Annotated in this window: 16 protein-coding genes and 1 pseudogene; 5 read left to right on the top strand and 12 right to left on the bottom strand. The window is 62.6% G+C overall.

What is annotated here, in order from left to right:
• Positions 1–39: 39 nt before the first annotated feature.
• Positions 40–3228, bottom strand: a complete 3189-nt coding sequence (locus H4V95_RS08535) for a type I restriction endonuclease subunit R (protein WP_209729889.1) — start codon at positions 3226–3228, stop codon at positions 40–42.
• A gap of 172 nt (positions 3229–3400) precedes the next feature.
• On the opposite strand from H4V95_RS08535, the gene H4V95_RS08530 reads away from it, so the two are divergent.
• Entirely contained in the window at positions 3401–3562 is a 162-nt protein-coding gene (locus tag H4V95_RS08530; RefSeq protein ID WP_196866164.1) for a hypothetical protein, read from the top strand.
• Between the two features lie 42 nt (positions 3563–3604).
• Here H4V95_RS08530 and H4V95_RS08525 read toward each other — a convergent pair whose 3' ends face one another.
• The 4 genes from H4V95_RS08525 to H4V95_RS08510 all read right to left on the bottom strand — a co-directional run bounded on the left by H4V95_RS08525 (position 3605) and on the right by H4V95_RS08510 (position 7180).
• On the bottom strand, positions 3605–4462 hold the full coding sequence (locus H4V95_RS08525) for an ABC transporter permease subunit (RefSeq protein WP_209729888.1): 858 nt from the start codon (positions 4460–4462) through the stop codon (positions 3605–3607).
• Positions 4459–5406, bottom strand: coding sequence for an ABC transporter ATP-binding protein (locus H4V95_RS08520; RefSeq protein WP_209729885.1), 948 nt, complete (start codon positions 5404–5406; stop codon positions 4459–4461). The genes H4V95_RS08525 and H4V95_RS08520 overlap by 4 nt, the downstream gene beginning before the upstream one ends.
• 121 nt (positions 5407–5527) lie before the next feature.
• The gene (locus tag H4V95_RS08515; protein WP_209729883.1) at positions 5528–6025 is read right to left on the bottom strand and encodes a DUF6326 family protein; all 498 of its coding nucleotides are present in this window, start codon (positions 6023–6025) and stop codon (positions 5528–5530) included.
• Positions 6026–6139: 114 nt separating this feature from the next.
• Entirely contained in the window at positions 6140–7180 is a 1041-nt protein-coding gene (locus H4V95_RS08510) for an NAD(P)-dependent alcohol dehydrogenase (RefSeq protein ID WP_209729881.1), read from the bottom strand.
• A 122-nt stretch (positions 7181–7302) separates the two neighbouring features.
• On the opposite strand from H4V95_RS08510, the gene H4V95_RS08505 reads away from it, so the two are divergent.
• Positions 7303–7977: a TetR/AcrR family transcriptional regulator gene (locus H4V95_RS08505; protein WP_209729880.1), complete on the top strand. Its 675-nt coding sequence runs from the start codon at positions 7303–7305 to the stop codon at positions 7975–7977.
• A gap of 311 nt (positions 7978–8288) precedes the next feature.
• On the opposite strand, the gene H4V95_RS08500 is transcribed toward H4V95_RS08505, so the two are convergent.
• The 3 genes from H4V95_RS08500 to H4V95_RS08490 are packed head-to-tail and all read right to left on the bottom strand — an operon-like array spanning position 8289 to position 13095.
• The gene (locus H4V95_RS08500) at positions 8289–9422 is read right to left on the bottom strand and encodes a restriction endonuclease subunit S (protein WP_209729878.1); all 1134 of its coding nucleotides are present in this window, start codon (positions 9420–9422) and stop codon (positions 8289–8291) included.
• A gap of 14 nt (positions 9423–9436) precedes the next feature.
• Positions 9437–11044 carry a class I SAM-dependent DNA methyltransferase gene (locus H4V95_RS08495; RefSeq protein WP_209729876.1) on the bottom strand — a complete coding sequence of 536 codons (1608 nt, stop codon included), beginning with the start codon at positions 11042–11044 and terminating at the stop codon, positions 9437–9439.
• Entirely contained in the window at positions 11044–13095 is a 2052-nt protein-coding gene (locus H4V95_RS08490) for a hypothetical protein (protein WP_196866171.1), read from the bottom strand. Before H4V95_RS08490 ends, H4V95_RS08495 begins: the two co-directional genes overlap by 1 nt.
• Between H4V95_RS08490 and H4V95_RS18760 the strand changes: the two genes are divergently transcribed.
• Both H4V95_RS18760 and H4V95_RS08480 read left to right on the top strand, forming a co-directional pair.
• Positions 13025–13552, top strand: a complete 528-nt coding sequence (locus H4V95_RS18760) for a DUF3892 domain-containing protein (protein WP_312883982.1) — start codon at positions 13025–13027, stop codon at positions 13550–13552. The two genes, H4V95_RS08490 and H4V95_RS18760, sit on opposite strands and share 71 nt — an antisense overlap.
• Before the next feature lie 88 nt (positions 13553–13640).
• Positions 13641–14360 (top strand): hypothetical protein, encoded by a 720-nt coding sequence (locus tag H4V95_RS08480; RefSeq protein ID WP_209729874.1) that lies wholly within the window; start codon positions 13641–13643, stop codon positions 14358–14360.
• Between the two features lie 120 nt (positions 14361–14480).
• On the opposite strand, the gene H4V95_RS08475 is transcribed toward H4V95_RS08480, so the two are convergent.
• From H4V95_RS08475 to H4V95_RS08460, 4 genes are all read right to left on the bottom strand, one after another.
• On the bottom strand, positions 14481–15065 hold the full coding sequence (locus H4V95_RS08475) for a recombinase family protein (protein WP_209729871.1): 585 nt from the start codon (positions 15063–15065) through the stop codon (positions 14481–14483).
• Positions 15066–15245: 180 nt separating this feature from the next.
• Positions 15246–15590 carry a hypothetical protein gene (locus tag H4V95_RS08470; protein WP_209729869.1) on the bottom strand — a complete coding sequence of 115 codons (345 nt, stop codon included), beginning with the start codon at positions 15588–15590 and terminating at the stop codon, positions 15246–15248.
• Between the two features lie 344 nt (positions 15591–15934).
• A protein-coding gene (locus H4V95_RS08465) for an IS3 family transposase (RefSeq protein WP_209728238.1) occupies positions 15935–17331 on the bottom strand; the annotation gives its coding sequence in 2 pieces (ribosomal slippage) (positions 15935–16980 and positions 16980–17331; 1398 coding nt in all).
• 157 nt (positions 17332–17488) lie between these two features.
• Positions 17489–17989, bottom strand: coding sequence for a hypothetical protein (locus tag H4V95_RS08460; protein WP_209729867.1), 501 nt, complete (start codon positions 17987–17989; stop codon positions 17489–17491).
• Positions 17990–18123: 134 nt separating this feature from the next.
• Between H4V95_RS08460 and H4V95_RS08455 the strand changes: the two are divergent.
• Positions 18124–19517, top strand: a pseudogene (locus tag H4V95_RS08455) (IS1380 family transposase).
• Positions 19518–19528 lie beyond the last annotated feature (11 nt).

Genomic DNA, 19528 nt, shown 5'->3' with positions numbered 1-19528 from the left:
ACTGCTCATTGTCGGTAGGAATGTGCTTCGCGCCACCGTTCAGCCGCGCGCTTCCGCGTAGCGGGGCGCCATGGATTCCATCTGCTCCATTACGAGCTTGATGGCGGCCGGTTGCTTGTCGGGTGGATAGCCGTTCTTGACGAGCAGCCGTTTGATCGAGGAACGCAGTTTTGCCCGGACGTCGTCGCGAACGGTCCAATCGGTCCGGACGTCGCGCTGCATCACTGCCACGAGGTCGCGGGCAATCTGGGCCAGAATCCCCTCACCCTGTACCTCGACCGCCGATTCGTTCTGTGCCACGGCGTCGTAGAACGCCAGCTCGTCCTCGTTCAGTGGCGGTGAGAACTTTGCGCCACGGGCCGCCTCCGCCGCAACTTCTTTGGCCAGCGCGACCAGTTCCGCGATGACCTCGGCTGAGGTGAGCTGCTGATTCGTGTAGCGGTTCATCAGTTCAGTGATGCGTTCTGAGAACGCCCGTTCACGGATCACATTATTGCGGGTGGTCTTGGCCGACTCCTCAGCCACCAGCTTCCGCAGCGCTTCGATAGCAAGCTGCGGATTCTTTGCCTGTTGCGTTTTAGCGATGAATTCTGGGGTCAGATCACCGAGTGATGGCTTCGGCATCCCCGCAGCTTCATAGATGTCGAGGATGTCCCCGGTGGACGTCGACGTCGCGATCAGGTCCCCAAGCAGGCGCGCGATGTCTTCGGGCACAGGTTCGCCCCGGGCCTGTCGGTCCGCGGCGTCGAACTTCGCCATGTAGACGCGGATCTCCTCGTACACCTGAATCTCGGGGCGGAGCTCAGCCAGGTTCTGGGCCCCTGAACACAAGGCCCAGGCCCGGGACAGCTGACTCGAGGCCTTCCGGTACCGTCCCGCGAGCGTCTCGGCACCGTCGTCGGGCTGGTTGCCCGGCGTCAAAGCGCTGCGCAGGTAGTTGACCGAGCCGGTGACAGCATTCTTGAAGGCCTTGGGGGTGCCGGCACGGTAAACGGCGTGCCAGTCGTAGCCGGCTAGCATCTCGCGCAACATCTCCACCAGTGATCTGGTGAGCTCGACCGCCTCGTCAATATTCCTGCCGATGGGTTTGTTCTGCTGGTCGGTCTGGGAATACTCAGCCAGCGCCTTAGCCAGATTGTCGGCCAGCGGCGCATACGCCACCAGCAACCCATCCTGCTTGCCGCGGAACGTCCGGTTTACCCGCGCCAGCGTCTGCATCAGCAGCGCTCCCTTCAGCGGCCGGTCCAGGTACAGGGTGTGAAGCGGCGGCGAATCGTACCCGGTGAGCATCATGTCCTTGACGATCACTATCTCGAGTTCGTCGTCGACATTCCTCAGGCGTTCCTTGATGGTCGCGTTCAACGAGTCCCGGCGCACATGGTCAACCACCGGTGGAACGTCCGACGGCGTCCCGGAGTACACCACCTTGATTTTGCCTTTGTCGAGGTCATCCGAGTGCCAGCCGGGGCGCAGCGCGATGATGGCGGCATACAGGTTGGCGCAGATCTCCCGGGTGCCGCCCACAATCATGGCTTTGCCGGGCGACTCGATGAACTGGCGCATTTTGCCTGAACGATTTTCCCAGTGCGTGACCAGGTCCTCCGCGAGGGCCGCGATGCGCTGCGGTGCCCCGTAGACGGCGTTCACGACGGCGACGCTCGCCTCGATCCGTGCCCGCTCGGTGTCGTCCAGGCTCCGGGTGATGTCGTCGGCCGCCTGGTCGAGGGTTTCCTCGGTGACGTCCTTGGCCAGCGCCACCTTGATCAGCCGTGGTTCGAAATACACGGGAACGGTGGCGCCGTCGTCGACCGCCCGGCTGAGGTCGTAGATATCGATGTACTCGCCGAACACGTCACGCGTGTTGCGGTCGTCGAAGGAGATGGGGGTGCCGGTGAACGCGATCAGCGTGGCCCGCGGCAGCGCGTCGCGCAGGTGGCGGGCGTAGCCGTCGAGGTCGTCGTAGTGGCTGCGGTGCGCTTCGTCGACGATCACGATGATGTTCCGCCGGTCGGAGAGCAACGGGTGGTCCACGCCGGCGTCCTTCTCCTCCTGGCTGCGGCCGAACTTCTGCAGGGTGGTGAAGTAGATGCCACCGGTAGTTCGACTGGCGAGTTCCTCACGCAGTTCGGCCCGGCGGCGGATCTGCCGTGGTTTCTCCGGGAGCAGGAGGCTTTGCGCGAAGGTTTCGTACAGTTGGCCGTCGAGTTCATTGCGGTCGGTGATCACCAGGATGGTGGGGTTCAGGAGTTTCGGGTGCCGGGTGACCTGGTTGGTGTAGAGCTCCATTTCCATGGACTTGCCTGAGCCCTGGGTGTGCCAGACGACGCCGGCCTTGCCGTTGCTCGCGACCGCCAGGACGGTGCTGCCGACGGCCTTGGACACGGCGAAGTACTGGTGGGGCTTGGCGATGCGCTTACTCAGCCCGTCAGCGTTCTCGTCGAAGGCGGTGAAGTTGCGGGTCAGCTGGACAAACCGTTCAAGGCTGTAGAGGCCGTCGAGGGCGAGATCCAATTCGGTGACCGGCTCGCCGTCGACCAGGGCGTCGCGCGCAACCGGCTTACCGTCGTCGTCGACATTCCAGGGCGAAAAGTGGTTCAGCGGGGTGAACGGTGTGCCGTATTTGGCGAGGATCCCGTCCGAGGCGAGGGTGAACACGCAGAAGCGGAAGGCGAGCGGGAACTCGCGCAGGTAGGTCTGCAGCTGGGCGTGGGCGGCGGGTACATCGGCCGAGCGGCTCCCGGCCCTCTTCAGTTCGATCACGCTGACCGGCATGCCGTTGCAGTAGAGCACGACGTCGAAGCGTCGTTTGTAGTCGCCCTGCCGGAGGGTGACCTGGTTGACGGCGAGCCAGTCGTTGTCGTCGGCGTCGGCGCTGAGGACGCGGAGGGTGGGATTGTGTTCGGTGCCGTCGGTGTCGATGTAGCTGATCCCACGGTAGCCGTCGGTCAGATAGGCGTGAATGCGGTGGTTCTCGGTGATGGCATCGGTCGACTTGGGGGCTGCGATCTCGGCGACGGCCTGCTGCAGGTACTGCTGCGGCACAGTGGGGTTGAACTTCCTCAGCGCTGCGAGCAACCGTGGCCGAATGAGCAGGTCGTCCCAGGTCTCGCGCTCCCCCGATCCGGGGGCGATGGACTCGCCGGTACCCGGCCGCCAGCCGAGTTCGGCCAGCTGTTCCATGGCGAGGCCCTCCCAGAGCGCTTCGCTGAGACCTGTCACTGCTGTCATACTATTTCCCCCAGTGTGTTGCCGATCACTGGCTCCAGTCTAGGTTCCGTTGGTCACACCTTGTGACCGAGGCAGCCTCACACTCACTGGCGGGATTCCGACTTCATGTACTTCCAATGAAGTTGCGATAGCTCGATAAGACTGCCGCGGGCATCATCCCGGAAGTGGCATCATGACCAACCTCATCGACATCTACTACCGTCATCCGCGCGGCGGGTTCACCGTGTATATGCCTCGGCAACGCGAAGTCAGACCTCACACGATCACCGCGTGCCGCCACACCTGGAAAATGCTCCTGCGCTACGTCGCTGAGATCCGCGGGGGTCCCACTTGAGCAGGTGACGTTCTCGATCATTGGGTACCGAGATGCACGGGGTCAGGCGTCGCGTCGGTGCAGCACGACGGCCGCGGCTGCGAGAGGGACGATAGCGTAGGCGGCCATCACAATCAGGCTCGCCTGTGTGGAGAGGTAGGCACCCTGCGTCTCGGCTGCTCCGGTGGTGAGCAACGCTGCGGACGCCGGCAGCGGTAAGTAGCTGACGATGGTCTCTACCCAGTCCAGGCGGATGAAGCTGAGGGTGCCGGGCAGTAGCAGCAGGACGGTCAGGGCTACGGTCACGCTGGCGGCGGTGGAGCGCAGGAGCGTGGCAATGCCAAGGGAGAACAGGGCGGCGGCGATAAGGGAGTAGAGGGTGCCGCCGAGGACGCGCCAGGTGCCCGGGTCGTCCAGCGCTGGGACGAGGTCGTACTGCGAGAGCTGGAGCATGGTGACGAAGTAGGAGAGGGTCGCGCTGACGAGGGTCACGGCGGCCGTCAGCACAATCAGGACGAGGGCTTTGGCGCCAAGGACGGGGATCCGGCTCGGAACAGCCGCGAAAGTGGAGCGGATCGTGCCGGTGGCGTATTCCCCGGTGATGAGCAGGGCGCCCAGGACGGCGATGGTGAGCATGCCGAAATGGAAGCCGCCTGCGATGATCTCGGCACCATGCATCTGCTCGACGCCTTGGGCCAGGGCGGGATCGTCGGTCGTGGCGCTCAAGGACATGGCGGAGGCCAGGGCCACCAGCGTGATCACTGCGGCGGTGGAGGCCAGCGCCCACCACGTCGAGCGCAGGGACAGCAGCTTGATCCATTCCCCACGCAAGACCCCCGCGAAGGTGGGATACACCTGCGCGGCGGCGGGCGGGTTGGCTGCGGGTGAGCTCATCAGGGGGTCATCGGTCAGTGTGCTCATCGGTCTTGGCCCTTCTGGTCTGGGGTGCTGTGGGCGGTGGTGGGCTCGGAGCGGTACTCGACCGCGTCCTGGGTCAGGAACATGTACGCCTCCTCGAGGCTGGCCCGGCGTGGGGACAATTCGTAGAGCGGCAGCCCGTTTCGGAAGGCGACCTGGCCGACGTGTTCCGCGGTGGTCCCGCTGACCTCGAGCATCCCGGTCTCGGGAGAGGTGATGGTCACGCTGTCGGTGGCCAGGGCGGCGGCGAGCTCACAGGAGCGCGGGGATCGCACCCGCACAGCGCCGCTGGCGACGGAATCGATGACCTGTTGGACCGAGCCGGTGGCGATGATGTGACCGCGGCCGATCACCAGGAGCTGATCGGCGGTCTGGGACATCTCGCTCATCAGGTGCGAGGACAGGAACACAGTCCGTCCCTCGGCGGCCAGATCGCGCACCAGTTGGCGAACCCACTGCACGCCCTCAGGGTCGAGCCCGTTGACCGGCTCGTCGAGAATGAGCGTCCGGGGGTCACCCAGGAGTGCGGCGGCGATGCCCAGGCGTTGGCTCATGCCGAGGGAGAACCCGCCGACGCGCTTGGTCGCGGCCCCGGCCAGGCCGGTCATCTCGATGACCTCGCTGACGCGGGAGGTCTTGATGTTGTGGGTGGCGGCCATCGTACGCAGATGCGAGCGGGCGCTGCGGCCGGGGTGCACGGCCTTGGCGTCGAGCAGGGCGCCGACCTCCCGCAGCGGGGAACGGTGCTGCCCGTAGGGCTTGCCGTTGACCGTGACGGTGCCCGACGTCGGCCGGTCCAGTCCCATGATCAAGCGCATCGTCGTGGACTTGCCGGCACCGTTCGGGCCGAGGAACCCGGTCACGGTACCGGGCGCAATGGTGAAGCTGAGGGTGTGCACTGCGGTCTTGTCGCCGTAGCGCTTGGTGAGCTCGTGTGCCTCGATCATGACCGGGACCTCTCTGGGTGATGGTGGGATTGGCGGATCTGATACGGCGGCTCGGCGTGCCCGTCACCTGCCGGTAGGGGCATTGGATGGCCCCTACCGGACGGGGGGATTGCTCTTGGGTTCACGCTTGCTGCTGGGCGCGAACGGCTTCATGGTCCGGGCTGGTCGGCATGGTCCCCGACGGGGCGGTGCGGGGCCAGGTCCAGGCGGAGCGCAGAATGAAGGCCAGGATCAGCAGCTCGACGCCAATGGTGAGGCCGTAGTAAAAGGCCCAGTCCCAGGTCGCCCCTGCCGCGTTGAAGACGGAGAGGGGGATGAACAGCAGGGCAACGACAAGGTTCATGGCCCGGTTCGCTCGGGGAGGCAGCGTCATCGAGAGCAGCACCATCAGGCTCGGGATCGCTATGATCACGAAGAAGATGGAAACCAATGTCCCGGTGATGTCGAAGACAAAGATCTCGCCACCCCGGATTTCGTCAATTTCGCCGGGCTGGTAGAGGTGGAAGTAGTCAATGTAGATGACGAGGAACATGAAGCTGGTCCAGGCGGCCGCGAGCTTGGCCTGCACCGGGATCCGCGGATTGTCGAGCAGGGTCGGGGTTTTCGTTTGGAGGGTCATCGGTTTTACTTTCGATTAGAGCGGTCCGTCCGCCGGAATGGCGGCAGGTCTGGGCGTGCTTTCATGCGGGTTGGGTCGTTCTCGTCGGTCCTCTCGGTCCTCTCGGTCCGGTCGTCAGACGGAGATCACGACCTTCCCCCGGGTGTGGCCGGCCCCGACGTAGCGGAGGGCGTCGGCCACTTCGTCGAGGGGGTAAGTGCGGTCGATGACGGACCTGATCTGCCCGGTCGTGAGCAGCTCGGCCAGGGTGAGCAGGTCTTGGCGCTTCCCAACCGACATGAAAGGCTTCAGCTGCTGACGGGTGAACCCAGACAGCACACGCGCTTTGATTATCCGACCGAGGGGGCCGAACCAGCGGCCCCCTCGTCCGCTGTTGGGGATCAGGGTGCCGGTGGGCGTCAGCGCCCGGCGGACAGCCGCCAGGGGCTGGGCTTCGATGTTGTCGAGGATGACGTCGTAACGCTTCCCGGTGTGGGTGAAGTCGGTCCTCGTGTAGTCAATGACATGGTCGGCACCGAGTGACCGGACCAGGTCGACATTGCGGGTGCTGCACACACCCGTCACCTCGGCACCAAACGTCTTGGCGATTTGCACGGCGAAGGAGCCCACGCCGCCTGACGCGCCCGTGACCAGCACCGTCTGGCCCGGTCGAACGTTCGCGATCTTGCGCAATGCCTGCAACGCCGTCATGGCCGAGGTGGGCACCGCTGCCGCGTCCACGACCGACAGGTTGGCAGGCACGGGCACGAGGTTGTCCGCCGGGACGCAGGCGTACTCCGCGAGTGCTCCAGCGGTGCTCCAGCCGAACACCTTCTCGCCGGGGCGGAAAGCAGTGACGTCCTTGCCTACCGCTGCCACCACCCCAGCGAGGTCCATGCCGGGAGTGCCGTGGCGCGGCCGGCGGAGCCCGTACACCAGGCGCACCATGTACGGCTCGCCGGTCATGACGAAGTAGTCGCCAGGGTGTACCGAGGCTGCGCCCACCTGGACGAGCACCTCCCCTCGACCGGGTAGCGGTACCCCGATCTTGGACAACTCGAGCGCTGAGGGCGGGCCGTAGCGGTGCTGGACGGTGGCCCGCATCGTCGCCGCCCCGCCCAGACTTACCCCCGGCACCAGGGGTGCTCCGGCATTCGATCGCTGTTCGTTTCCCACAGAAACCTCCTTGCGTCCGAGCAACGACCTTCGCTGCTCGTACACCGTACGACGTACGTTGTACGATAGAGTGTGATCGTACGCTGTACTAATGTCAAGCATTTTCAGAAAGCGAGGAATTTGTGTCCGCTAGGGAACAACGCCAGGTCGCGTCAGACGCGGGGCTGACCAAGCACCGGGTGGTGGTGGAGGCGATCCGGCTTGCCGACCGCGAGGGGGTCGAAGGGTTGAGCATGCGCCGGCTGGCCCGCGAGCTTGGCGCGGGAGCGATGTCGCTCTACCACTATGTGGCGAGCAAGGAGGAGTTGCTGGACGCGATGATCGACGTCGTGTTCGAGGAGATTGAGCTACCGCCCGAAGAGACCGACTGGCAATCGGCGATGCGACGGCGTTCGGTATCCGCCCGACAGGTTCTCGCGCGACACCCGTGGGCGATTGGCCTGATGGACTCGCGGACATCGCCGGGGGCCGCGCACCTCCGCCATCGCGAGGCTGTTACCGCCTGCCTGCGGAGGGCGGGTTTCTCAGCGTTGATGGCAACGCACGCCAACTGGCTGCTCGACAGCCTTGTCTACGGTTACGCCCTGCAGGAAGCCAACCTGCCGTTCGATACAGCCGATGAGTTCGCGGCCATGGCCGAGGACGTCTACCTGCCCCAGCTTCCTCCCGACGAGTTCCCCTACCTCAACGAATCCGCCGCGGCACTCGTCGCTGCCGACTACGACCCGGCGGAGGAGTTCATCTTCGGCCTCGATCTCGCCCTGGCCGCCCTCGAACCCCTGAGAGACTCCGCATAGCGATGCTCACGGACCTTCCCTCGTCCCTTGGTGCGGCAGGTCAATCGATAACCGCCGTGTCGTTGTGGGACCGGTAGTCGCTACCGAACCCACCGCGGCCCTCCACCAGATCGAGGCTCCTGCCAACCCCGCGAAGTTAGTCCGGCGTGAGTGCCAGCCCTTTAAAGTCGGGTGTCTACTGGAGCTGGTCGGAAGGAAGCTCCCTCGTCGGCGGTGTCCATCCCTGACCGGTCATTTGAGGATGGCATCGCCGCTGCCTTCCACTTGATAGGTCGAAGTCGTTTCGAACCTATCCCGCGGCATCGACATTCTTAGACGAGTTCTTCGACCAGCATTTCGGCTTCTTTGACCCGCAGTTTTCCGGACATGAGCTGGGGCAGGAGCGTATCGCGCGTGGTGGCGAGCATCTCGTTCTCTCGGTCCATCTGTGATGTAACGTCGAATAGCTCCATGGCTATCGTCGTAAATTCGCGAAGCTGGTCCGAGTCTGGACGCCGGACCGCAATTGCATGTGCCTCATTTCTGTTTAAGCCGGGAACAGCTGAGTCTGAGTTCATTTCGTGGAGTCGAAGAGACTTTAAAAGGAAGTACGAGAAGATTGGGCTGATCCATTCGGCGCTTGGTTTCGCCCAAAACGTCGTGTCAATCGGGAAGAAAGGCCCCGATGCCCAGTGAACGGCACCCGCGGTGCCCTTGCGTCCGACTACGACTCCCGGCCCATCACACAGTGCTTCAGTATGTTTACCAACAATTCCGCCACTGCCATAGACCTTCACCGGTCCGTTCGTTCGCTTGCCTGCAGGTAGTGATTTTCCGTACTCGAGAGTGAGTACTTCTGCCAAGGTGACAGATTCATGAGATCGAAGCATCAAGCGGCGAAACTCCAGCTCGGCTAAGTCAGAAGCCGATCGAGCGAGTTTGGCGTTGGCGACGATCTTGTCGTCAAGTGCCCCCAGCATCTCCGCAATTGCTCGCTGCTGCGCAAAATCGGGAACAGGAATGAGGACCTGGCGTAGCTCTCGGATTGGAAGTTGGGGCTGTGCACTTCCAGACGTCAACGACTCCACCTGATCTGTGAAACTGGTGGATCTCATGAATGAATAAAGAAATGAGGAGTCAATGAGCTTGCCATCTGCCCTAAGAATGACCATCCCAGAATTGATTCGCATGTGATCTTCAACCACAGTCTCCCCGAAATAGGCGACATTCCCAACAGTGCCACGGGTAGTCAGCACAACGTCTTCCCGTTGTAATTTGCCCGCCCGAAGCTGCCGATCCTTTTCGTGGGTGACGAAAACCTGATCGGTGAAGTCGAAACCCCTTTTGGTTACGTTTCGAGCGCTTAGGAAAAGACAGTGACCGGTTTCCAACAGGTCACCGCTTGACGGATAATTCCGGCCGCGATCGCCGTCTATTATCTGCACCGGTGCACTGCCCAGACTCATTTCTGGCCAACCACTCACGAAACCCGCCCCAGCTGCTCTCGCACGACCGCGGCCAGCCGCCCCGACTCAGCGAACTGCTCAAACAACTCGGCCGACAGCCGGGCGATTTTCTCCTCAATCGGCTCGCCGTCGTCCTCCACGTCAGCCGCGCCGACATACCGGCCCGGCGTCAGCGCGTAGTCGGCTGCCTTGATCTCCGCCAGCGAGACTGACTTGCAGAACCCCGCGACGTCGTCGTACTCGATGCCCGAACCCTGAGCCGACGCTGACCCGCGCCACGCGTGATACGTCTCGGCGATCTTTGCGATGTCCTCGTCCGCCAGCGCGCGCTCGGCCCGGTCCACCATGTAACCCAGGTTCCGCGCGTCAATGAAGAGCACCTCACCGGACCGGTCGACGGCGCCTGCCGATTTGTCCTTAGCGAAGAACCACAGGCACACCGGGATGCCGGTGCTGCGGAACAGCTGAGTGGGGAGGGCGACCATGCAGGAAACCAGGTCGGCCTCCACCAGTTGCGCACGGATGTCACCCTCGCCGCCGGAATTCGACGACATGGAACCGTTCGCCATCACCACACCGGCGCTGCCGCCCGGGGCGAGCTTGGAGATGATGTGCTGGATCCATGCGTAGTTGGCGTTGCCTACGGGCGGGACACCATACTTCCAGCGGGGGTCGCTTTCGGAGCGCGCCCAGTCCTTGATGTTGAAGGGCGGGTTGGCCATGATGAAGTCGGCTTCCAACTCCGGGTGCTGGTCGCGCGCGAACGTGTCGCCCCAGCGGCTGGCCAGGTTCCCGTTCAGCCCGTGGATGGCGAGGTTCATCTTCGCCATCCGCCAGGTGCGCTCGTTCAACTCCTGCCCGTAGACGGAGATGCTCGACCCCTCCTTGTTGTGCGACTCAAGGAACTTCTCCGTCTGCACAAACATGCCGCCCGACCCACAGCACGGGTCATAGACGCGGCCGTGATCGGGTTCCAGCACCTCAACGAGCACGCGGACGACGTCGGCCGGCGTGTAGAACTCGCCTCCCCGCTTGCCCTCGGCCTTGGCGAACTTCTCCAGAAAGTACTCGTAGACCTCACCGAGCAGGTCGCGGGCCTTCTTAGCGCCCTGTCCGGTGAACCGCGCGGAGTTGAAGAGGTCCAGCAGTTCACCGAGACGGCGCTGGTCAATGTTGTCCCGGTTGAAGATCCGCGGCAGCGTTGCCGCGAGCGACGGATTGGCGCCCATGACGGCGTCCATCGCGTCATCGATCAGCTCGCCGATGGTCTTGGCCGCCTCGCCGTCCACTGCCTGCGTGCCCTTGGCGTTCTGTGCGAGGTAGGTCCAGCGTGCCTGCGTCGGCACCCAGAACACCCCCCGCCCGGTGTACTCGTCGACGTCGTCGATCATCTGAGTAATCTGGTGCTCACCGAATCCGTCGGCCCCGAGTTCGGCCCGGATCCGCTCCCGGCGTTCATCGAACGCGTCCGATACGTACTTCAGGAACACCAGCCCCAGGATTACATCCTTGTACTGGGACGCGTCCATGGAGCCGCGCAGCTTGTCCGCGGCCTTCCACAGGGTGTCCTTGAGTTCCTTCATGGTGGACGGCAGGGCATCCACCTTCACTTTCGGGGGCACTAGGGTGTTCCTTCCATCGGGGCGGCGGGTGTGTGTTCGCCGAGGGTCACGGTGTTGCTCGCTACGCCGTCCATGATCAGCGTAGCGAGTTGAGTGAGTTGGTTGACGCGTTCCAGCGCGGCGAGCCGCTCCTGCTCGACGGCGTCGAGAGTGCGGCTGAGAAGATCTCGCTGGTCGACGTCGACCGCGCGCACTGTCCACGACCTCCACCGCCGCGCTGTCGACGCCTGGCTGTTGATGTCTTCAGCGAGCAGTCTGGCTACCAGTCCCGGCTGACCTCGACCGGGTTGTCCCCCGTCAACAATCCGGAGGATGCGGGCTGGATATGCAACAGCGGCCGCGCCCTCACAGTCGACGATTGCCCACGGCTTCGGTCCGGTGCAGAAGACGACGTCGCCCGGCTCGGTGAGTCGGCCCGCCGGGTATTGTGTAGCGAACCTGAACCGATCCATTGTCGCTAGCGGACCGGCGTCGAGCAGAGACCCTACGGTGAACACCCTGATGGTGCCGGGCGCGGCGGGTTCTCTCTCCAAAAGGTCAGCTACTTCGATCCGGTTTCCGGGGAGGTAGGCCACCACTCCGGCGGCGGCCAGATCTCCGAGAACCCTCTCGACCGGGCTTTCCGGGTTCGGCGTTGGACTCACCGACACATCCAGACTCCGAGCGGTCTCCGGAAGTTCGAGTGATGACAGGAGTTGCTCGATGGCTAGCACCGCGTCCGCTGGCTGAGCGATCCTGTTGCGTGGAAGTGGCCGAGCCCTGACCAGCGAACCGCGTGCCGCGAGCATCGACGACGTCTTCACGAGTCGCGCAAACCGAAACGCATGGCTCTCCACCGATCGCCGATTCCCCATGGCAGCGGCAAGATCGCTGACCAGATCATCGATATCAGTCGTGGACAGTCTCGATCCGGAGAGGTCGGACACCATCGTCCACCGATCAGCCAAGGCCACCTCGGCGTGCGCGGGCCCGAGTACCCACAGAGCCATTGCCCGGCGCGGTTTCGACTTCAGCAAACCTTGAGGCAAGCGGACGACGGCGCGCAACCGACCCGTACGCAAAATGGCTGACCGGATAGCGTCCCCCTCCCCCGCCGGCCCGTCCACACTCAACGGATCACAGAGCGCACTCGCGGGACCGAACACAATGGCGCGTTCATCATTGGTGAGCTGCAGACAGATCGTATCGATGGTATTCAGGACCGCGACGTCGTCCGGGTCCTGGTGCTCCGCGTGAGGGAACTGCGCCAGATGAAGTCCCGAAGTTTGCACGCCAAACAGGCCGTCGGCGTCGTCCGTTGTCTCAAGCACGAGGCCGTGAGTGTACAGACGACGCAAACCACGCCGAGATGCTGCTGAGTCGCTTCCCTTCCAGGCGAGGGCACACCGAACGGGTCCGTCGCCTTCATTCAGCCGCAGCAGAATGTCGCTGTTTCCCGGGGAGTGATCCACGACCAACCTTGGACCGTCTCGCGGGCTGAGCAGCGCGGCTACCGCGGCAGAAACCAGGCTGACGGCATCTTGGTGAATTTCCTCACTTTGCAGTCCGAGCCGCCGCTCGGACGTGAGCAGCAGGTCGAATGCTGCCGCCGGGCTGTAGGCAGCGTCCGCCAGTGCCTCGGCCGTCGCCGCGAGGAAGGCAAGCTGGTCGCCTGCCGCTTCCATTTCGCGATAGAGGCTTTGGTTGTGCGGATCGTGGTCGTCAGCCAGATCCAGCAGCTCGACGTTGGACAGTCCGTTGAGTCGCTCACCGCTGAGAACCATCAGGCACAAGAGGGCCGTCAACGCGTCAGTCTCTGACTGGTCGGCTGATATGCCCGAGCGAAATGCGTCGGCGTCGAGATGAGCGGAGGGGTTGTTGCCACGACCCGTGTCGTGGAGCCATCGGCCAATCTCCGAGGCGTCGAATGCCGGTTGGCTTGATGAGCTGTTGGTCGGCGCTGGAAAAGGGAGATCGGCGTCTCGATAGCGGCGGCGCCACATGGAGACCACCGGACGCGCAACCTGGGCCAGCCGGGCTACGTCGGCAAGGGACATATCGGCTGTGGTCATACTCGGCATGCCTCCTCTTCAATCCGGGGTCCTAGGACCTGACCCTACCTGCTTACTCAACGCAGGCCCGTCAGCACTTGATAAAGGGGGTTATCGCTTGAAACACAGAGACAACGTTGTTGCGGACCCTAGCGTTCATTCGACGAGCTCTACAACCACCGATCAAAGGATCATCATGAAGTACATACGCCAGATTCACCTTGATAGCCCGGGGACACGGAGCGAACATATCTCCCGCGTGAATCATTCGGATACCCCTACCGGTCCATTGTCCGAATCATCCAGAGCAAAGATCGTGCAGCAAATCGCGTCCGGTACGGAGACCTTTTGCAGCCGTAACACCAACGGCGCCGAGGCCCCGGTGGTGGTGAGGACCAGCGGACTCGGAATCAAGTACATCGCCACTGTCAGCGACGGACGGGAGACCAACAATCTGCTGAGTCTTCCCACGTACTGAGCAAACCCACAGTCTGCGGTTGGAAGCGGCATGGGGGCCGCTTCCAACCGCTTCCTCCCAACAGCACTCTCTTCAGAAGGATCTTGCAATGAAAATTAACTTGGCAATCTACGCAGTCGGACTACTTGCGCTCACCGGCTGTTCGACCGCGGAGTCCGATACAGCAGAGACGCCGGAGACAGCAGCTGTAAGCTCGACCTCGCCGGTCGATTCGACTCCGCCATCGGAGCTTGTGGCGACACCGTCCGCGACATCATCGCTCGCGCCTTCTGTGACATCGACGCCTGCGGAGGCCGAGGAGGCCGAGGAGGCCGAGGAGGCCGAGGAGGCCGAGGAGGCCGAGGAGGCCGAGACAAGCGTCCGCGGGAACCTGGTCAAAGACATTGGTGAACCTGCAGGCATCTTCAATACCGAAGATCGCAGCACGAACGTCATCGACTTCACCGTCACTTCGATCGCCCCCGCGGAATGCACCGAGGAGTACGCTCAACCGCCAGCCAACGGTCACTACTTGGCTGTTCAAATGGACGTCGTTACCCAACCTGAGCTGAAAGATGAGTTCAGTGGCAGCTTCTACGCCGATGCGGGTACCTGGAAGCTCATTCAGGCAGACGGGACCACGTTCAACGGCATGTTGTACGGAAACTCTTACGGGTGCCTACCCGAAACAACCATCCTGCCGCAGTCAATCGGACCCGGAGAGACAGCTTCCGGAACGGTTCTCCTCGATGCGCCCGCCCTCGAGGGAACGCTGGTTTTGTCTTATCTTGGCGAAGACGCTTGGGAATGGGTCATCCCCGAGTCCTAGGCTGGGTTCAGCCGACTTTGGATCGCGTTGAGGTTTGGGGTCTGAGGAGGATCGGTACGGAAATTCACGCTAAGGGTGGGTTGGTGTGGTTTCCGGCGTGAACGGTGAAATTTTGCGGATCTAACCGGTGGCGTCGCCCGCGCGTTTGATGGCACGGTAAACGGTTGAACGGGCGACGGCAAAGAGTTCGGCAAGTTCCGCCGTCGTGTGTGTCCCGGCTCGGTGGACCGAGACCAGGTGGGCTTCCTGCTTCTTGGAGAGCTTGGGTTGCTTCCCCCGCAGCCGGCCCTTCGCCTTGGCAACGGCCATGCCTTCCCGGGTACGGGCCCGGATCAGGTCGGCTTCGAATTCCGCGACCATGGCCAGGACATTGAAGAGGAGTCGGCCCACGGGATCGGTCGGGTCATGGACGGAGCCGCCGATGCTGAGCTTGACTTCACGGCGGGTGAGCTCATCGACAATATCCTTCGCATCGCGCAGCGACCGGGCAAGGCGGTCGAGTTTGGTCACAATCAGGGTGTCCCCGTCCCGGCAGGCAGCCAACGCTTCCCTGAGTCCGGGACGCGCCCGGTTGGCGCCGGTGAGGCCCTGGTCGGTGAATGTCTTCTCCGGCGCCACCCCAAGGGCAACCAAGGCATTCTTTTGGCCGGTGAGGTCTTGGTCGTTGGTGGATACACGCGCGTATCCGATCAGCAGTCCGGTCATGGTTTTGAATGTACCGGTTGCACCCCCTTCACCGGGCATTTTTGCGGGCGGGTCTTACGGGAATCGAAGAGCTGCGGAAACGCGCCGATTTTTGATCCGTAAAATTTGGGTGATGCTTGCACCGCCGGGGGACCGGCTAACGGGCGGGCTGAGACGGTACCGGCCCGGGAGAACATGGGGCTACTCAGGAAGTTCGAGCCAAGTAACGTGCCCATCAAAACTTTGAGAAGTCCTCCCCAATAAGCCTGTCTCTAACTCTTCGAGCATTCTCCACTTCACTGCGTAAGTGGCCCATTCTTCAAGCGTTTGTGGACACCATTCTTGCCAGCTCTGATGGTCCGTGGTGTCCGGGATCTCGATCCTGACGCCGTAGAGCACGCCAGGGTTTGCCCACTCAAATAGGACCAGTACGTCGCTTCCGGCGATCTCAACGGAGCGCACTTCAAAGTATGTCTCGACCGATTGGATTCGAAACACGGCCTTTATGGCCTCAAGCAATTCATCTGAATTTAACGGTGCGCTCAATGAGTCTTCCTCTCATCCAATCACAGGGCTCATGACATAGAACGGGTATCCATACAGGTAAACGAACAAGGCATCAGTTGGCACTCGGGCCGGAACAAACACTTTTTGCCCCCCGTCGCAATACAGCGTGTAGATTCGTTCGCGGTTCCGTCACCGTCCAAACAATCGTGCAGCACTTAATCAGGCTGGACGCCTACCCTGTCTCGGATACGGCATAGGTGAAGTACACCACTCGATCAATCAGTGAACAACGCAAAACGAACAGATCCTTCACCCCAAGTGTCGCTGTGGGAGATCCACGACCGCGCTACGGAAGTTGTCAAGGTGAATGGGGCCAGTGGGAGTTAGGCGGCTGCTTCTGTCTGGGTTTCCTGGGATGGTTTGTTGATCCATGCCGCGCCGGGGACGGTGAGTATTTTTGGGTCCGTTTCGGTGCTGAATCGTTCGGGATTCTTCTGCCGTGCGGCGGCCAAAGTGATGGAGCGTTCGGTGGCCTTCGTCGCGGCAAGACCGTAGTGGACGTCTGCCGGGGTGTTTAGTCCGATTCCGGTATGGCGGTGGCTGTGGTTGTATCCTTCGACAAAAGTCGCCATGAAGGCCCTCGCATCGGCCAGGGAGCCGAATCGTTCAGGGAACACGGGAGCGAATTTCAAGGTCTTGAACCACGCCTCGCTGTAGGGGTTGTCATTGGATACGCGGGGCCTGGAGTGTGACCTGGTGACTTCCAGATCGGAGAGCAGTACAGCTACGGTCTTGGACGTCATAGAAGTCCCGCGGTCCGCGTGCACGATTTCCGGGATGCCGTGGATACCGAAGATTTCCTTCATCATCTCCACCGCCAACTCCCCGGATTCGTGGGCATGGACGTATGCGCCCACGATGTAGCGGGAGTAAATATCGAGCATCACGTAGGCATCGAAGTACTTACCCCTGACCGGGCCGGCAAGCTTGGTAATGTCCCAGCTGTAGACCTGCCCGGGGCCAGCCGCTGTCAATTCCGGAACGGTCCTGGGCGGATGGCGTGCCTGCCGGCGGCGCTCTTTGACCTGCTTATTCTCAGTCAATATCCGGTAGATCGTTGAGATTGAGCACAGGTAGGTCCCCTCGTCCAGCAGCTGCGCGTAGATCTGGACCGGGGCTAGATCCACGAAGCGGGCAGAGTTCACGGCAGCGAGGATACCGGCGCGTTCGTCCGGGTCGAGCTTGTTTGCCGGGACAGACACGGGCATCGGCCCGGCCTGCGGGATCCGCGGGCTGCGGGTTGCGGTCGCCCGCGGTATCCCGGCCAAGACCGCCGCTTCCCGCGTGGGGATATGCGCACCTGTGAGTTCGGCATAAACCCCCATCAGGGTTTCCTGTACCACTGCTGCTGCTCCTCGCTTTCGGAGATTTCCTCCAAAAGCTGCCGTGCTTTTCCCATGATGTCCAACGCTGCCCGAGTCCGTGCCAGCGTGCGTTCATTCACCTCCAGTTGCCGGCGTAGACGGGCGATTTCGGCCTGCTCAGCGGTAAGCTTGCCGATCTTCTCCCCGGGCTTCCTACCCTCGAGCACACCTGCATCACGGAGTTTGCGCCACTCAGTGATCTGGGAGGAATAGATGCCCTCACGACGAAGGTACGCCCCGCCTCCGGAGCCATCGTCACAGGCCTGTTGGTAAGCGGCCAGATGGGCTAGTTTCTGCGCCGGGGTAAACGACCTTCGAGGCCTTGGACCGCCGGCACGAGGGCCAGAATTACTCATGGACCCATCTTCCCGCACCCGGGAAATTGTGGAGATAGACATTGGTTCTGATCCTGATTCTCGCCCTACGAATTAGACGGACTTGCTATGAGCCACTGGCCTCAACTCACCCTGACACGTAGGGCTACCGCACCTGATCGACGCGCCGAGGTGAGATTCAGTCGACTTCCCTATGGATCTGATCCTTTCTTGTGAGAGTCACCAGGAGGACGACCAATGAGAGGAGGCTCATGGCATAGAGAATCCTGCTCCATGGGGCGTGGTCTCCACCTGAGGTGGCGAAGGCATCGGCGATGCTCATCCCGGGGTTGAAGGAGGCAAAGAAGTAGGTAGGCGTCCCGAGGACGATGAGGATGAGGAAGAGGCGGGTAATCGTCCATGGCAAGTCGGGGAATCTCACGATGGAGAAGGCACCGACGGCAAGGGCGATGATGGGACCGGCTAGTGCCCACACATAGACCGGTGCTTCCACTAGCGGTTCATTCGCAGAGGACATAGCAGATTTGATCTCTTGGAGGCTCATTCCTGGAACGGCTGCCATCGGGTTCCAAACCAAGATCTGGAACGCGCCGATCAACGCATACGCCACGGTCGTCAGGATCCCAATCACTATGATCGGAACGATCTGCCGCTGCTGCTCATCCAAGAGGGTCCCCATGCCGCCATACTAGCCTCGGGCTTTCATGAAGGTGGTCTCAGAGCGGTGCGTTGAACGGCGAAAGGTGCTCCTGACGTGGGAAAATGGTGTTGTCTAGGCATCATTTGTACCGCGTCAAAAGGAGCACCTTTCTGGTGAGTAACTTTACCGGTTTCTACCCGTCCGTCCGTGTTGATTCGGTAGGGTCCGGGGTGGTGTCCCAGGCCGGCGGGTTGATCCTGACGGATACGGTCCGGGTGTCCGGGATCGGGTCGGGCTTGTCGGAGGCCTTATCGCTGTGGCGTAAGCCTTTCGCGGTGCACGATCCGGGGAAGATCCTCACCGACCTGGTTTGTCCCTGGCCACCGGCGGCGACTGCTTATCCGATGTGGACAGGCTCCGCGCCCAACCACAGGTTTACGGCCGCGTCGCCTCCGACCCGACGGTAAGCCGGCTGGTAACGACCTTATCCACCACGGCCCCGAAGAAGGCGTTGGCGGCGATCAACACGACCCGTTCCGCAGCCAGGGCGCAGGTGTGGGGTTTAGCCGGTGACCAGTCACCGTTGCACGGGGTGAGCAGGGACGCGCCGTTGGTAGTGGATCTGGACGCGACGCTGCTGAGCTCGCATTCGGAGAAGGAGGACGCCCGCCCGACCTGGAAGAAAGGCTTCGGCTTCCACCCGCTGGCTGCGTTCGTGGATCACGGGGCCGAGGGCAGCGGGGAACCGTTGGCGGTACTACTCCGCCCGGGGAACGCCGGATCCAACACCGCCTCCGATCACATCCAGGTCACCAGGGACGCCCTGAAGCAGTTGCCGGCAGGATTCCGGTCAGGCCGGAAGGTGATGATCCGCACCGATTCCGCCGGCGGCACCCACGAATACCTTGACTGGCTCACCCACCCACGCCGGAACCTCGCCTATTCGGTGGGGTTCCCGCTCCACGGGGCCGTCGAAGCGGTCCTGCCCCAGGTCCCGAAGACCGCGTGGACCCGCGCCTATAACAGTGACGGGATCGAACGCGACGGGGCATGGGTCGCCGATATTACCGGGATGCTGGATCTATCTTCCTGGCCGGCCGGGATGCGGGTCATCGTCCGCAAGGAAGTACCCCATGTCGGCGCGCAATTAAGGATCACTGATGTCGACGGGATGCGCTACACGGCCCTGGCCACGAACCAGGACCATGGCCAGCTCGCGGACCTCGAGGTCCGCCACCGGTTACGGGCCCGGTGCGAGGACAGGATCCGTAACGCCAAAGACACCGGCCTGGCGAACCTGCCCCTGCACTCCTTCGCGGGAAACACGCTCTGGTGTCATCTGGTCATGCTCGCCGCCGAAATCATGGCCTGGGCACAGATGCTCGGCCTCCACGGCACGAAAGCCAGACGCTGGGAGCCAAAAAGGCTCCGGGCGAGGATCTTCGAGATCGCCGGGACGACCAGCTGGCACGCCCGACGCCTGACCGTGCATCTCGCCGCCAGAGCCCCTGACACGCCGCTGCTCATCAAAGCCCTCACCCGCATCAGAGCCCTGGACCCGCCGTAAAAGCCACCATC

The organism is Arthrobacter sp. CAN_C5 (genome assembly GCF_017875735.1).
Lineage (GTDB): Bacteria > Actinomycetota > Actinomycetes > Actinomycetales > Micrococcaceae > Arthrobacter_D.
This window is presented reverse-complemented; position numbering and strand designations above follow the sequence as displayed.

What these genes read in the sequence shown, in the direction of transcription:
- H4V95_RS08530 (WP_196866164.1), top strand. Translation starts at nt 3,401, where the DNA reads ATGACCAACCTCATCGACATCTACTACCGTCATCCGCGCGGCGGGTTC.
- H4V95_RS08520 (WP_209729885.1), bottom strand. Translation starts at nt 5,406, where the DNA reads ATGATCGAGGCACACGAGCTCACCAAGCGCTACGGCGACAAGACCGCA.
- H4V95_RS08490 (WP_196866171.1), bottom strand. Translation starts at nt 13,095, where the DNA reads ATGACCACAGCCGATATGTCCCTTGCCGACGTAGCCCGGCTGGCCCAG.
- H4V95_RS08525 (WP_209729888.1), bottom strand. Translation starts at nt 4,462, where the DNA reads ATGAGCACACTGACCGATGACCCCCTGATGAGCTCACCCGCAGCCAAC.
- H4V95_RS08500 (WP_209729878.1), bottom strand. Translation starts at nt 9,422, where the DNA reads ATGAGTCTGGGCAGTGCACCGGTGCAGATAATAGACGGCGATCGCGGC.
- H4V95_RS08515 (WP_209729883.1), bottom strand. Translation starts at nt 6,025, where the DNA reads ATGACCCTCCAAACGAAAACCCCGACCCTGCTCGACAATCCGCGGATC.
- H4V95_RS08480 (WP_209729874.1), top strand. Translation starts at nt 13,641, where the DNA reads ATGAAAATTAACTTGGCAATCTACGCAGTCGGACTACTTGCGCTCACC.
- H4V95_RS18760 (WP_312883982.1), top strand. Translation starts at nt 13,025, where the DNA reads ATGGAGACCACCGGACGCGCAACCTGGGCCAGCCGGGCTACGTCGGCA.
- H4V95_RS08460 (WP_209729867.1), bottom strand. Translation starts at nt 17,989, where the DNA reads ATGGGGACCCTCTTGGATGAGCAGCAGCGGCAGATCGTTCCGATCATA.
- H4V95_RS08535 (WP_209729889.1), bottom strand. Translation starts at nt 3,228, where the DNA reads ATGACAGCAGTGACAGGTCTCAGCGAAGCGCTCTGGGAGGGCCTCGCC.
- H4V95_RS08475 (WP_209729871.1), bottom strand. Translation starts at nt 15,065, where the DNA reads ATGACCGGACTGCTGATCGGATACGCGCGTGTATCCACCAACGACCAA.